A 15,455-nucleotide genomic window follows, 5' to 3' on the forward strand; every position below is an offset into this window, starting at 1 on the left:
CAAAGCCTAAAGATAATATAAAAATTACAATTGCTTCAACTTTTTTTTAAGTAAGATCGAAAATAATAACTCAACAACAACCAATTTTCATCCCTAACCTACCCTCTTCATTTCAGCCCCCGCTATTCTTTATTGTTGGTCAGATTGCTACCTTTGCAAGCTAATATTATTTAAAATCATTGACCTCTTGAAACGCACACATACAACATCCTTGATATGGATGCATCTGGTTGTTTTAATTTATGGCTTCACAGCTATTTTAGGTAAATTAATTGAAATGCCTGCCATACAAATGGTATGGTACAGAATGCTCATTGCTGCCCTAGGACTGTTTTTATATTTAATTGTTACAAAAAAACAATTTATTATACCTGCCAAACAAACATTCAAATTGATTGGTATTGGACTGGTTGTGGCTGCCCACTGGATCGCTTTTTTTCACGCCATAAAAATATCCAATATTTCGGTAACATTGGGCATCATATCTTCTGGAGCATTATTTGCCAGCATCTTGGAACCCCTGTTCTTTCAAAAAAAAATGGATTGGCTGGAATTCCTCATCGGAGTTTTCATAGTACTAGGTATCTATTTAATTTTCAGCTTCGAAATCAATTACAAAATAGGAATTATGGTTGCTTTAGCAGCAACCATATTGGCTACCATATTCACCATACTCAACAAAAAATACACCACCCGCTTCCATCCCACACTCATCAGCTTTTACGAAATGATTGGCGGGTTTATGGGCATATCTATTTATTTGTTGGTAACCAATGGATTTTCATCATCCTTCTTTCTGCCTACAATATCAGACATCTCCTATTTATTGATTTTAGGCTTGGTATGCACCGCATTTGCCTTTGCCCTTAGTGTAGATGTAATGAAAGAACTATCGGCCTATACCGTCATATTATCCATTAATATGGAACCTATTTATGGTATCTTATTGGCTTTCTTTATTTTTGGGGAGTCAGAGCGTATGTCAGGTGGGTTCTATGCCGGCACTATGATTATTCTGGCTTCGGTATTTCTATTTCCCATTATTAAACGTAAAAGAAAAGCATAGGTTAGGTCTACATACCTCCAAAAAAGGCGAAGATGATTCACATCCACGCCCTCACTTTAGCTTATCTAATTTTTCATTATGCGTATTTACACTTTCTAGTGCTTGTACACTTGATTACGGACTTTTAAGATTCTCTCCAGTCCATCTTTTATAATCACCTTAGGAGAACCAATATTCATACGTTGAAATCCAGCCCCTTCTGTACCAAAAGAAACACCATCATTCATCGCAATCTTACCCATTTCAACCATGGCTTTTTTCAATTTTGAAGGCGACAAGCCCCACTTTCTAAAATCAAACCACAATAAATACGTAGCCTCCGGAAGTACAAATCCAACTTCAGGCATATTTTCTTGGATAAAGTCACGCACCATCAAAGCATTTCCTTCCAGGTATTTTTTTAGTGCAGTTAACCATTCAGCTCCTTCGCTATATGCAGCCTCCAAGGCAATTCCACCAAACAAATTACCCATATGTAGTTGCATAGCCCAAAGTCGTTTATGAAAACGTGCTTTCAATTTTTGATCTGTAATAATGGCATAAGCAGTTGACAATCCGGCTACATTAAATGTTTTACTGGGCGCCATACAAGTTATGATTCGATCACTTAGCTCAGGAAAAAGATCGGCCATTACCCAATGTTGATTACCAAATAAACATAAATCACTATGTATTTCATCAGAAACAATTAACACATCGTGTTTGATACATATATCAGCTATTCGTCTCAGTTCCTCCTTCTTCCAGGCTCTTCCCACCGGATTATGAGGATTGGAGAATACAAAGATCTTTGTTTGGGGGTCACTTGCTTGTTTTTCCAACAAATCAAAATCCATCGTATAATACCCTTCCTTTTCAACCAAAGAATTCTTTACCAGCTCTCTTCCATTTTCGCTGACAATGGAATAAAATGGTGGATAAACAGGAGTCTGAATAATTACCTTATCGCCGGGCTCACTAAATTCATGAATAGCCACCATAATGGAAGGAAGAACTCCTGGCGAAAACTCAATCCATTCTTCTTTGATACTCCATTGATGCTGACTTTCCAGCCATACCATAATAGCCTCCGTAAATTTCTTATCCCGAATAGTATAGCCATATATCTCATGCGAAGCTCTTTCCTGCATGGCTTTTATAACAGCTGGTGGAGCCTTGAAATCCATATCTGCGACCCATAAGGGCAATACATCCTTCGACCCAAAAACCATTTCTCGTAATTCGAGTTTATAGGCCTCTGTACCTTCTCGTTGCACTATTTCATCAAAGTTGTAACTCATAAATAATAAATTTTGATAAGAGATCCGAAATAAATATTCAAATGCTCTTATGGGACCATCAATTAAATTAACTACAAAAAAAGTAATAAAATATGAATTACAAAGCTCCTAACATCTATTAATCCTATCAAACGAAACGGATAAATATAAAAACATCCGACACAATAATTGTATCGGATGTATTCATATATAAAAATAAACCTTGTATACTATTCTATAGGAACTGTAATTATCTTAGTTGATGTATTGCCAGCCTTATCAGTACATTTAACCGTTAAGGTATATTCACCAGTCCAAATATCCGAAGATGGTATCGTTCCAAAAATAGCTTCATCCACAGTGCTCGCTGTACTTGTTAAAGTTCTGGTCTGTGATTCTACAATCCAAGGCTCATTATCAACACCTGTACCCACCTTTAAAGCAGCCGAAGTTTGCACTTTGTTATCCGACAATGAAAAAGTCACTTCTTTCAACTCTGTATCATCCGTAAAATCACCGGTATAAACAAAGTCTTGTCCTAAAGTAAAACCTTGAGCTGTAGGAACAGTCGGATCTACAATAACTGGATCAGTGGTGTCTTTTTCTTCTGGTTCTGGGTCTTTACTATCACTACCTCCTCCACATGATGTCAACAGGAATACTGCTGCAATGGCGAAGAAAGAAATCATTTTTGGGAAATAGATTTTCATATTCTACTTGTTTATTTGTTAATAAAAATTAATTGTCAAATATAATACTTAAAAATCTATTTCATTCAAAACTGAACCTTAAAAGCGATTTACAAGAATCAACATAACGAAAAAAAACTTCAGAAACAGCAATCGCAAAATACTAAACCTGCTTATATTGAAGAAACACATCTTCAATTCCCTCTCTAAGATCAATATTTGCTTTCCACCCCAACTTATTTAGCTTATCCACATTGAGCAATTTCTGAAATGTCCCATCTGGTTTATCTGCATCCCATTGAAGGGAACCTTCAAAACCAACAATTCCTTTGATTAGTTCAGCCAGCTCCCTAATCGATTGATCTTCACCAACACCTATATTAATATGGTTATTACGTACCTCTCTATCATCCGCTTGCTTCAAATCATCAAAATCAACTTTTTCCATAATATAAGTACAGGCATCGGCCATATCATCAGAATGCAAAAACTCACGACGAGGATTACCAGTACCCCAAAGTTGAACTTTCACCTCACTTTGCGATTTCACAATACCATATTTCTCTAATATTTCTAGTTTTTCTAGTTCAGAATTTTCTCCCGACACTCCCTCAATGGGCTTCTTATTCATATCTGCATCAATACTCGCCCAATCATTATTCATCAATGACTTACCTAAATACATCTTACGTATCAACGCAGGCAAAACATGAGATTTCTCCAAATCATAATTATCATTGGGTCCATATAAGTTAGTAGGCATAACCGAAATAAAGTTAGTACCATATTGCAGGTTATACGATTCACACATTTTTATTCCTGCTATTTTTGCAATGGCATAAGGCTCATTGGTATACTCTAGCACATCGGTCAAGAGGTAATCCTCTAGTATGGGTTGAGGACAAGCTTTGGGATAAATACATGAACTTCCGAGAAACAACAATTTCTTAACCCCATTTAGATAGGCATGATGAATTACATGATTCTGTATTTGAATATTCTCATAAATAAAATCAGCCCGATAAGTATTATTGGCAACAATTCCTCCCACCTTGGCCGCTGCCAAAAAAACATAATCAGGCTTTTCTGTAGCGAAAAATGTTTCCACAGCTTTGGCATCTAACAAATCCAGTTCACTATGTGTTTTCACCACAATATTGTTAAATCCCTTCTTCTGAAGAGAGCGCACTATAGCCGAACCAACTAATCCTCTGTGTCCGGCAACAAATATTTTTTCATCCTTATACATGCTGTTTATTTTTTTCGCAAAAGCAACAACGATAACAATAAAGCATGACCTACTAAATGCAAATCACACTTCATTAAACCATTGGCATAGCGAATTTTAGTCACCCTATACGAGTAAACTACTCAAAATAATTTAAGGTATTATAACCTCCATCCTGAAGATACTTATCTTTTTTCATCAATTTAATATCACTATCCATCATATCATCCACCAACATTTTAAGATCGTACTTTGGTTTCCATCCTAGTTTATCCTGTGCTTTTTTAGGGTCACCAATAAGTAGCTCCACTTCTGTTGGCCTAAAATAGCGAGGATCTACTTCTACCACGCAAGCCCCTTTTTCAAGACTAAATTCCGCATTAGCACACGAAACCACATAGCCTTTCTCGTCCACACCCTCTCCTTTAAATTCAATGCCGACACCAATATTTTCGAATGCCATACGAACAAACTCACGTACTTCTGTGGTTATTCCAGTAGCTACCACAAAATCTTCTGCTGATTCTTGCTGCAACATCAAATACATCGCTTCCACATAATCCTTGGCATGTCCCCAATCACGTTTGGCAGATAGATTTCCTAGGTAAAGTTTATCCTGTAAAGACAAACCAATTCTAGCCACTGCACGTGTAATCTTGCGGGTCACAAAGGTTTCTCCTCTGATAGGAGATTCATGATTAAATAGAATACCATTACAGGCATAAATACCATAGGCCTCACGATAATTGACAGTAATCCAGTACCCATACATCTTAGCTACTGCATAAGGTGAACGTGGATAAAAAGGTGTTTTTTCAGACTGCGGTACCTCTTGAACCAAACCATATAGCTCACTGGTTGAAGCTTGATAAAACTTTGTTTTCTTTGTTAAACCTAATAATCGGATGGCTTCCAGTATACGGAGAGTACCAATTCCATCGGCATTTGCTGTGTATTCAGGAGTATCAAAACTTACGGCCACATGCGACATCGCAGCCAAATTATAAATTTCATCAGGTTGGGTCTCCTGAATAATCCGTATTAAGTTGGTTGAGTCCGTTAAATCTCCATAATGCAGAAAAAAGTTTTTGTTATCCACATGAGGATCCTGATATAAATGATCTATCCTATCGGTATTAAAAAGCGATGAACGACGTTTAATCCCATGGACTATATATCCTTTTTTCAGTAAAAACTCCGACAGATAAGCTCCGTCTTGTCCGGTGACTCCTGTAATTAAAGCAACTTTTGCCATGATATTTTTAATTATGATGATTTGATATTTATATTTATTTCGAAAGAAAATGCCAGTACCAATCAATTGCTTCACGCAATCCTTCTTTTACGCTATACTGAGGACGATAATCCAATAGTTGATTGGCCTTTTTAATAGAAGCTAGCGAGTGAGGAACATCCCCCACCCTTTCCGGTCCGTAAATAATTTGCACATCTTTAATACTGGAATCATATGGCGACAAATACTCTTTCAGATATTCAATGAGCTCATTCAATGATGTTCGTTCACCAAAGGCAACATTGTAAACAGTATTTACAGCTGCCTTATTATTAACTACAGCAGCCAGTTGATTAGCCTGCACAACGTTATCTATAAAAGTAAAATCCCGTGAAAAGGAACCATCGCCATTAATCGTTGGAGACTCGTGGTTAATCAAGGCTTTCACAAATTTAGGAATCACCGCAGCATAAGCTCCATCTGGATCCTGACGCCTTCCAAAAACATTGAAATACCGCAGTCCAATCAGTTCTAATCCATACAATTTACCAAATACATCCGCATACAACTCATTGACAAACTTAGTCACTGCATAAGGAGACAAAGGTCGACCTATCACATCCTCTTCTTTGGGCAATGATTCACTATCGCCATAGGTTGAAGAGCTAGCGGCATACACCACCCGTTTAATACCTGCATCTCTTGCGGCGAGGACCACATTTACAAAGCCGGAGATATTAACGTCATTGGTCGTTTTGGGGTCATTAATGGACCTAGGAACAGATCCCAATGCCGCCTGATGAAGCACCACATCGCAACCATCAACAGCTTTATCACAATCTTCCCGATTACGGATATCGCCTTCCACCAATTTAAAAGATGAATTTTTGAGGAAAGGTTCGACGTTTATCCGTTTTCCTGTGGAGAAATTATCCAAGCAAACCACATTGTTATTTTGCTTTAGTAACCTTTCTATAAGGTTAGAGCCGATAAAACCGGCTCCACCTGTAACTAAAACTTTTTTATTCTCTAAAATAGATTCCATAAAATTATTACGTAGGTATAGATACAAGCCCCAAATTAGGAATCTTTCATCACCTTCACTAATTATTTATGACCAACACACTATTATTTAGCGTAATTAATCGCTCTTGTTTCACGAATCACGGTAATTTTAACCTGTCCTGGATAAGTCATCTCTGTTTGAATTTTCTTGGCAATTTCGTAAGAGAGTGTTTCCGCATCTTTATCACTTACCTTTTCACTACCTACAATCACACGCAATTCTCTACCAGCCTGAATAGCATATGTTTTTAACACACCTGGGTAATTTAAGGCGAGACTTTCCAAGTCTTTCAATCGCTTGATATAAGAATCCACCACTTCACGACGGGCACCTGGGCGGGCTCCGGAGATAGCATCACAAACCTGAATAATAGGTGCCATCATGGTAGTCATTTCAATTTCATCATGGTGAGCACCAATCGCATTACAAATATCTGGTTTCTCTTTATATTTTTCTGCCAATTTCATACCCAAAATAGCATGTGGCAATTCTGGCTCCTCATCAGACACCTTACCTATATCGTGCAACAGTCCTGCTCTTTTTGCTTTCTTAGGATTCAAGCCCAACTCACTAGCCATAACAGCACACAAGTTAGCTGTTTCGCGGGAGTGCTGTAGTAAATTTTGACCGTAAGAAGAACGATATTTCATTTTACCTACAAGTTTAATCAATTCAGGATGCAATCCATGAATACCTAAATCAATGGTAGTTCGCTTACCTGTTTCAATAATTTCTTCCTCTACCTGTTTACGTACTTTATTAACAATCTCTTCGATACGTGCAGGGTGAATTCTTCCATCGGTTACCAGCTGGTGCAAAGCCAATCGAGCAATCTCGCGTCGCATAGGATCAAAAGCACTCAAAACAATGGCTTCAGGGGTATCATCCACAATAATTTCCACTCCAGTGGCCGCCTCTAATGCACGAATATTTCTACCTTCACGACCGATGATTCTTCCTTTAATTTCATCAGAATCAATATGGAAAATGGTTACTGAATTTTCAATGGCATTCTCAGTTGCAACACGTTGTATGGTTTGTAATACAATTCTCTTGGATTCTTTATTGGCATTAATTTTAGCCTCATCCATAATATCGTTGATATAAGACATAGCCTCTGTTTTGGCTTCAGCTTTCAACGATTCAATCAGTTGGTTTTTGGCTTCTTCAGCCGTTAATCCAGAAATAGCTTCCAACTGTTCAACATGTTGTTTCTGTTGACGATCCAGTGCCTCTGATTTCTTTTCTACAATCTCTAATTGGCTTTCGAGGTTCTCGCGGATAACTTCTGTTTCTTTACGCTTACGAGCTAATTCCTCTTGTTTTTGAGCAAAAACAGATTCACGCTGCTTTAATTTATTTTCTGCCGATAAAATTTTATTGTTCCTGCTATTGATCTCTTTTTCATGATCACTTTTTAACTGCAAAAACTTTTCTTTGGCTTGTAAAATTTTATCTTTTTTAATTACTTCTGCCTTATTTTCGGCTTCACGCAATATTTTGTGGCTTTGTGATTTTAATATTTTACCATATACTAGCCATGTACCCAGGGCTCCCACCAGCAGGGCTACAATTCCAATCTCTATCTCCATTTCAATCGTTATTAAATAAAACAAAACCGCAATCGCCATCACATTAAAGGTAACCAATACCTAAATGTAAAAACAATGCGGATATTATTGATATATATAGTCTATTTTACTCTCTTTCAAGCACATCACTCAAATACTGATCCAGCTCCATAGCTTTTTCAATAATAGGTGACACATCTCTTTTCTCTTCCAACTCAAGCAGTTTATTTACAAACTGTAAAGCAGCCATTCCTAAAAAATCCTGATGATCTTTATCTGAATAGTGTTGTTTATATTGTAATACTTTATCGTTGATCATTTTAGCTGCTTTCCTGATACGCTCTTCCTCGGCACGATCTATCCTTAAAGGATAAAACCTGTCGGCTACATTTACACGTATTGAAAGTTTATCATCCACTGGCAACTAATTATCTGTTTAAAAGAGCAATGCATTTATCAATTTCCCGCACCATTTGGTTAATCCTGATCTTAGCCAAGTGAACGTCTTCACCTTTCGCATCAATCGTTCTAGAAAATTTCAATGTATTGTATTTTTCTTTTAAATCGGTCATTTCTCGAACCGATTCTTCTAATTGTGTGGTAAGCTGATCGTTTTGTGACTTTAAAATCATATTTTCTGATTTAACACTTCTGTAACGTTCAACCAACCGTGATATTTTATCTTGTAAATTGTGTACTATTTCTATATTTTCGTTCCCCATATTTACAAAAAAATGCCATACAAAGTTAACATTGCAATTAAAAAATAAAAACAAAGGCTTACTTTCTTTTCATTATCTGTTTAAGTAATTAAAGTGATGAACTAAAAATTAATGTTTTACCATACAAAAAAAGTATATTCATTTTTTTTATTGGTCATGATCATTACACACATTAGCTAAACAGATTTGGCACTAAGTTGTTTTATAAAACCCAAAATACATACATCAATAGATATGATAAAGCTTTTAAATTTACATATAATTATTTTAACATTAATTACTTCTACTATTTATTCCCAACAAGTACCAAGGGAAACATTTCTATTTCCGATGGACATTACACCCAGTGTAAGTGGTTCTTTTGCAGAATTAAGGACAAACCATTTTCATTCGGGAATAGATTTATCTACCCATGGAAAAATGGGCGTCCCAGTTAAAAGCATGGAAAAAGGCACGGTATCACGCATTAAAGTTTCTCCCGTGGGATATGGGAATGCGGTATATATAAAACATCCCAACGGATATACAACTGTGTACGGACACCTAAGAAACTACGCTCCCAAAATAGATTCAGTAATCACCGCCGAACAGTATAAGATAAAATCATTCGCCATTGACTTCTTTCCTTCAACGGAAATAGAAATTAAGAAAGGAGAAATCATAGGATATTCCGGCAATTCAGGTAGTTCTGGTGGTCCGCATTTACATTACGAAATCCGTGATACAGAAACAGAAGAGCCAATGAACCCTTTCTTTTTTCAAAATAAGATAAAAGATGATGTTCGACCCAAAATAATGAACATCAGGTTATATCCCTTGGATAACAAAAGTTCCATTAACGGAAGCCCTTCTGCAAAAAATTACCCGGTTGTCTTTTATGATGGCGCCTATCATTTAAAGGGCAATCCGACAATATATGCATCCGGTAAAATAGGCCTCGGCATTGAAATGTTGGATTACATGTCGGGTTCGTGGAACAAATGCGGGCTATATAAACTCAACATGAAAGTTAACAACCTGGTTTATTATAGTTGGGAACTGAATCGCTTCTCTTTTGACGAATCAAGATACATCAACAGTCATATCGACTATGCATACAAAGCAAAATATGGAAAGCGCTTTGAAAGGTGTTTTCGCCAACCCGGTAATCAATTAAGAATATACGGTGAGATGCATAACAATGGCATCATCCTGATGGATACTTTAAAGACCGTACAGATTAGTGCTTTCGATGCCGCCAACAATCTTGCCTATTTAAAATTCAAGCTACTAAAAGGAAAAACGCCAAACACACCAACTGTAGTTGGCTCCAAATTATCGTACACGACAGCCCACATACTAAAAAATGAGGGTATACAATGCCTTATTCCGCAAGGAGCCCTATATGAAGATGCAATCATTCAACTAAGCAAAAAAAGAGGACCTGCAAACAAACTATTTTATGAAATTGGGGATCCGTATACTCCACTCCATACCTATATGAATATATCAATTCTGATTCCAGACTCACTCAAAGAGATGGGCAACAAGGTATGTTTAGCCACAATACAGCATTCAAACAAAGCAAATTATGCAGGAGGTAAAATTAACAACGACAGCATTCATCTGGCCACCAGAAGTTTTGGAAAGTACACATTCGCCATTGATTCCATTCCTCCAACCATAAGAGCACAACAGAATATACGAGGAAGGGTATTTCCCCTTCATTCAAAATTATCATTTAAAATTCATGACGATTTCTCAGGCATAGCGTCTTACGAATGTTTGTTGAATAAAAAATGGACGCTTTGTGAATACGATGCCAAAACCAACAGGTTAACTTGTCCTCTATCAAAGGCACCTGTAGAAAAAGGCAAACAATACAATTTCGAATTAATAATTACCGATAATTGCGGAAACGAAAAAACCTTAGAAAGTTATTTCACCACTGGAAACTAAATAATGGACAAACAATCCCTTCCTCCCCAAAACAGAAACATTCGTACTAAGCTGACCTATTCGTAGATTATCTATAACGACTATTCAGAAATACACCAAATCAAAGACTGCCCGCTTTACTTATAAAAGGGGGCAGTTTATAATAATCCGAATTACATAAAACTCACTCCCTGAAAAACCGTATTAATTTCTCATCTCACAAACAGATAAAATTCATTCGCTTACTTGCTGGCTTTCACAAACTGCAAAAAACCAAAGTTTTTAGGATCATGAACATCTTTGGCCTTACCTTTGAGTGGGAAAATCGTGGAGGCAGTAACCCGTTGTCCTTCCTCTTCATTTCTATCCTGACGAATAGCCATAAAAGCCCATATTGCACCTTCTTCAAGAGGTGTAACAGGCCCCACCATATGAAAAGCACTGTAGGGAATAGCCATCTCCATAGACCACCCCTTATCCATATCTGAATTATCATTGATCGTTCCGTCTATATGCACAGCCACCTCATATTCCGGATTATACGACTTAACTACAAAATTACCTTCTTTATGCATATCATTCATAAAAACAAAATCATTGGCTGTTGTATATAAATTCAATTCAAAACCAAAATGCATATTTACCTTTTCTGATGATGGAATTAAAAATATCTCAGCACAATCATCTACAAAAGTCCAGCCATCCCGATCCTTCATTCGAGCAGTAATAAACTCGTCCTCACACACATACGACAAGTAGATATAATCCTCATCCCATAGAATCTTGAAAGAGGTCGTTTGTTTATCACTAGGTTTTTCAACATTTTTAAAATAATCAAAAGAATAAGCTTTTGCCATCTTCCAAGAAGCTTCATCAGCCTTGCCATCTATCACCATGGAAGATGTAGCTTTTAAAACTTTTACAGGATCTTTTTTGCTTCCCAAGAAATCTTGAGCATCAGTATAAGCTGATACCAAAAGTATGATGCATCCTATAACAAGTAGTCTTCTCAATGTAAAATTCATTATTTTTCAGGTTTAAAATTTATGGAATCCAATTCTATAAAGAACAAGTCACAAAAGCAACTTTATCATCTATTATTTCCATTTATGGCACCATAAAGAAAGTAGAAGTTTCCATTTTCAACGCCTTCCTAGCTCGCTTACAAATACCGCTATGAAATCTTCAAAGCAAGTACTTTACTAAGCACTAAAAAATGAAGTATCCACACATTGAACACACCCTTACCTCACTATCAAAGGTGCTACTTTACCTATACCACCTTCGGGTGCATCATGCGCAATATCGTGTAAATCAAATTTTGGCAGTATTTTTAATAAATCGCGATACTCTTGATTATATTCTTCAGGAACAGTGCTCCAATCATCAATAACAGGAAAACTAATTAAATCCTCAGGGTAATCCGACACATTATAAATTTTCCCTTTTCCATCAATCATTACATTCTCACCTCTTATCAACTGCATTTCTTTATGATATGAATAAATCCATGAACGATGCTCCTCTCCACGGGTAGTGAGAAAAGGTATCAGACTCTGCCCATTTATCTCATAATCAGTAGGAATATCAACCCCTGCAAGATCTGCGATCGTAGGAAGTATATCTGCAATATTGACAAGTATATCTTGCTCTCCACTTTTAGTCATCTTCAAACATGGGGCATAAATAATAAGAGGCACATGCACTCCTTTTTGACTGACCGGACTATTTTTTCCATAGCCACTGGTTCCATTGTCGGCACAAAATATCAATATGGTATTATCTTCTATTCCAAGCACTTTAAATTTTTCCAGATATTGCCACATTTGATAATCTAAATAATTAATATGGTGATGAATACCGCCTTCAGTAACCGTTCCATGCGTATTGTATTTCCCTTTATCTCCAGTAATTTTAGGTTCAGTTCGGTAATATCGCCCATTTTTCCATTGTATTTTAGGTGTACCCGGCCATTTTTGGCGTGTACTTTTTTGGGTATCAGCACTAAAAAAATCCCAACCATCATGTCCAAGATGTGTAGTATGATAAACAAAAAATGGTTTACCTTCTTTATGTTTACGTTCCATAAAATCAAATACAAATTCCAACTCCACATCTGGACCATAGGTATGCAATCCGTAAGAAGCCTTTGCGGCCGGCGTATTAGGCCAAATTTCAAATTTTGTTTTACAACTTGGATGATTCATCAATTCTACATGAGGTTGCCAATACCAACCAAACTGCTGATAATAATCCACTTCATCACCCGTATCTGTATTCAGCAGTACTTTTTTACCATCTTTTTTCGTCATTAATATTTTAAAATCGGTATATGGATTTTCTTTATCATGAACACCCGGAGTAAATACTCCCTCATCAAACCCAAACTGATCAACACCCCCCATCTGTGTTTTACCGGCCCATAATGTAGCATAACCGCCTGCCTTAGCTACAAAAGCATTGGTATAAGGTGAACTTTCATAGATGGGCCAGCTTTCTTTTTTACCATCTCCATTCACCCATATTCCCTTATCCTTGTTGTTCCACCATTTATGCACATGACCATACCTTCCGGTCATCATCATAGCCCGACTCGGCATACATACAGTAGATGCCCATGCTGTTTTTATCCAAACTCCGGTGTTGGCTAACTTGTCCAACACCGGAGTCCTGGCTCTATATCTTTCATCAGAGCTATTACCTCCCTGCGGAGGTTTACTCCAAACAGACGAACCATACACAGGTATTTCACGGGCACTAATATCATCAGCAAAAACAACTACAATATTTGGCTTTTTTAAATTCGATTTGGAGAAACCGGATAAACTGACACTCACTATGAATGAGAATAAAATTGCTCTAAACATTATACAAAAATTTTAAAGTTTACTTTATCTCAAAAATAATATGGACAGGCCAAACTAAGCGATTGGTTTTCGATGGTTTAAAAGGGTAGTTTTAAAATAGCTCAACGATTATTCTCCTATACAATCGTTATACAAACACGCAACACGAGCAGTTATTGCACTTCAAAGGCACCCATATCGGGCAGTCCTTTGATTCTATTACCCACAATATCATTCTTAACACGAAAACCACCCAATAAGCCAATGGTATCACCAGGTATAAGGCTTATTTCCATCCCTTTATTTTTAATTAATCCAACATTTTGAGGAATATAATCCTTGATATCAAGACCTCCTTCATTAACAAACTGAGGATTTCCATAAACGGGTGCCTCATCAGTGATCATCACATGCCCTTTATCAGGCCAATTATCTGTTTTGAGGTAAATATTATTTTTAAAAACAACACGAGAAATAGGACCACTAGAAGGCAAAAACTGTTTTCTTTCATCATAAGACGCATATCCTTTTAAGCAAAATATATTATTCGCTATCAGAATACCTTCTGTCTTTTTATTAAATCCCACTTCTGGGTGGAGTGATTCCTTCGCAAAAATCGTGTTATTATATATGTATATATTAAAGGGACCCACGGGCTTTTTTCCATTACCCACAAACCCATTCACTCCTATCATCGTGCCGGCACCGAGTGTTTCACCCTTAATTTTAAGACGTGAGCCATCATTAATACTCACATTATAACGATACGTACAATTATGGTTATTACCTAGTATCTCAATAAAACCACCCACATTATTTTCACTCAAATTATATTGAATAAGCACGTTTTTATTATTAAAATCAATATGACATCCAGCAGAATCCCCTGGACCATTGGCATTTCTAAAGCTATTATACTGAATCATGGCATTCAAACAGCCCCAAACCCACAACCCACTTCCTCGACCCCATTTTCGGGAATCATCGGGACTTCCGGAATGGTTGGTCTGATTTCCTTTAAACTCAATATTTTCGACCACTGACGCTTGCAAAGCCGGTCCACCTGCATACAAGACCTTATTATGATACACTTTTACATCTTGAATATTCTTATACATTCCTTGACTCAGCACATGCTTTCCGGTAAACCGAATACCTGAATGGGCCACATTTTCCACACAACAATTCTCAATACGAAGATCTTTAAGAATCGCACCTTTTAACTGGTTGATTACACGAATGCCCCAACCATAATTTTGGGTACCATTGCCCGTCAATATCTCACCAGCTCCTCTTTCAAACCCAGGTTCTTCAAAAAACACATCTCTCACATACAAATTATCAAAAGTAATTCCCGGATAAATTCCCTCTTTACTTGTTGTTACTAAGACACCGCAGCGCATATAGCTTTTCTTCGGGTCATAATTAACCACTCCACCACCATTGGCCGTAATCTCTATACCCTTTATCTTAACATAACTGCAATCTTTTATTAATATCCCATTCAAAAAGCCATGAGCATCAATGATGGGTTTTTCATCTCCTTCGCCATATGCAGCCATAACAATTGGCCTTTTTCTCTTACCCACCAAACCAACCAATTCTGCCGACCCATGAAAAACATCCCCTCTCTTAAGTAACACTTTATCACCAGCCATCAAATTCAATGCAGCTATTTTATCTAAACTTTTAAAAGGATCTTGCATTGTTCCCATATCACGATGGCCTGCTGTTTCTGAACTAAAATAATAGTTCGTTGCAAATCCCTTAAAGCTGAAGCAGACTACAGCCATGGTAATAAATACACTTTTGACAATCATCAGTAATTCTTTTTAACTTAATACTACTCTTTCCACT

General features: G+C 37.0%; 13 protein-coding genes. 2 read left to right on the forward strand and 11 right to left on the reverse strand.

What is annotated here, in order from left to right; all coding sequences use genetic code 11:
- The first annotated feature begins 187 nt into the window (after window positions 1–187).
- The gene (locus CYTFE_RS0109920; RefSeq protein WP_235208151.1) at window positions 188–1,066 is read left to right on the forward strand and encodes a DMT family transporter; all 879 of its coding nucleotides are present in this window, start codon (window positions 188–190) and stop codon (window positions 1,064–1,066) included.
- Between the two features lie 95 nt (window positions 1,067–1,161).
- Here the strand turns inward: CYTFE_RS0109920 and CYTFE_RS0109925 are convergent, their stop codons facing one another.
- The 8 genes from CYTFE_RS0109925 to CYTFE_RS0109960 all read right to left on the reverse strand — a co-directional run bounded on the left by CYTFE_RS0109925 (window position 1,162) and on the right by CYTFE_RS0109960 (window position 8,745).
- Window positions 1,162–2,346 carry a MalY/PatB family protein gene (locus tag CYTFE_RS0109925; RefSeq protein ID WP_027471657.1) on the reverse strand — a complete coding sequence of 395 codons (1,185 nt, stop codon included), beginning with the start codon at window positions 2,344–2,346 and terminating at the stop codon, window positions 1,162–1,164.
- Between the two features lie 209 nt (window positions 2,347–2,555).
- On the reverse strand, window positions 2,556–3,035 hold the full coding sequence (locus CYTFE_RS0109930) for a DUF4625 domain-containing protein (RefSeq protein ID WP_027471658.1): 480 nt from the start codon (window positions 3,033–3,035) through the stop codon (window positions 2,556–2,558).
- Window positions 3,036–3,177: 142 nt separating this feature from the next.
- Complete coding sequence (locus CYTFE_RS0109935; protein WP_027471659.1) at window positions 3,178–4,263, reverse strand: GDP-L-fucose synthase family protein; 1,086 nt, start codon at window positions 4,261–4,263, stop codon at window positions 3,178–3,180.
- Between the two features lie 118 nt (window positions 4,264–4,381).
- Window positions 4,382–5,497 carry a GDP-mannose 4,6-dehydratase gene (gmd, locus tag CYTFE_RS0109940; protein ID WP_027471660.1) on the reverse strand — a complete coding sequence of 372 codons (1,116 nt, stop codon included), beginning with the start codon at window positions 5,495–5,497 and terminating at the stop codon, window positions 4,382–4,384.
- 34 nt (window positions 5,498–5,531) lie between these two features.
- Window positions 5,532–6,521 carry an SDR family oxidoreductase gene (locus tag CYTFE_RS0109945; RefSeq protein WP_027471661.1) on the reverse strand — a complete coding sequence of 330 codons (990 nt, stop codon included), beginning with the start codon at window positions 6,519–6,521 and terminating at the stop codon, window positions 5,532–5,534.
- 83 nt (window positions 6,522–6,604) lie between these two features.
- Window positions 6,605–8,134 carry a ribonuclease Y gene (gene rny / locus CYTFE_RS0109950; protein ID WP_027471662.1) on the reverse strand — a complete coding sequence of 510 codons (1,530 nt, stop codon included), beginning with the start codon at window positions 8,132–8,134 and terminating at the stop codon, window positions 6,605–6,607.
- A gap of 106 nt (window positions 8,135–8,240) precedes the next feature.
- Complete coding sequence (locus CYTFE_RS0109955) at window positions 8,241–8,531, reverse strand: cell division protein ZapA (protein WP_027471663.1); 291 nt, start codon at window positions 8,529–8,531, stop codon at window positions 8,241–8,243.
- Window positions 8,532–8,541: 10 nt separating this feature from the next.
- Window positions 8,542–8,745: a hypothetical protein gene (locus CYTFE_RS0109960; RefSeq protein ID WP_154665647.1), complete on the reverse strand. Its 204-nt coding sequence runs from the start codon at window positions 8,743–8,745 to the stop codon at window positions 8,542–8,544.
- Window positions 8,746–9,069: 324 nt separating this feature from the next.
- On the opposite strand from CYTFE_RS0109960, the gene CYTFE_RS0109965 reads away from it, so the two are divergent.
- Window positions 9,070–10,773, forward strand: coding sequence for a M23 family metallopeptidase (locus CYTFE_RS0109965; protein ID WP_044212954.1), 1,704 nt, complete (start codon window positions 9,070–9,072; stop codon window positions 10,771–10,773).
- 221 nt (window positions 10,774–10,994) lie between these two features.
- On the opposite strand, the gene CYTFE_RS0109970 is transcribed toward CYTFE_RS0109965, so the two are convergent.
- The 3 genes from CYTFE_RS0109970 to CYTFE_RS26030 all read right to left on the reverse strand — a co-directional run bounded on the left by CYTFE_RS0109970 (window position 10,995) and on the right by CYTFE_RS26030 (window position 15,418).
- A complete protein-coding gene (locus tag CYTFE_RS0109970) occupies window positions 10,995–11,777 on the reverse strand; it encodes a carbohydrate-binding family 9-like protein (RefSeq protein WP_027471666.1) in 783 nt (260 codons plus the stop codon).
- A gap of 219 nt (window positions 11,778–11,996) precedes the next feature.
- Window positions 11,997–13,619: a sulfatase-like hydrolase/transferase gene (locus CYTFE_RS26025; RefSeq protein ID WP_044212950.1), complete on the reverse strand. Its 1,623-nt coding sequence runs from the start codon at window positions 13,617–13,619 to the stop codon at window positions 11,997–11,999.
- Window positions 13,620–13,771: 152 nt separating this feature from the next.
- Window positions 13,772–15,418, reverse strand: a complete 1,647-nt coding sequence (locus CYTFE_RS26030; protein ID WP_044212948.1) for a right-handed parallel beta-helix repeat-containing protein — start codon at window positions 15,416–15,418, stop codon at window positions 13,772–13,774.
- Window positions 15,419–15,455: the final 37 nt, after the last annotated feature.

This window comes from Saccharicrinis fermentans DSM 9555 = JCM 21142, assembly GCF_000517085.1.
In the GTDB taxonomy this organism is placed as follows: domain Bacteria; phylum Bacteroidota; class Bacteroidia; order Bacteroidales; family Marinilabiliaceae; genus Saccharicrinis; species Saccharicrinis fermentans.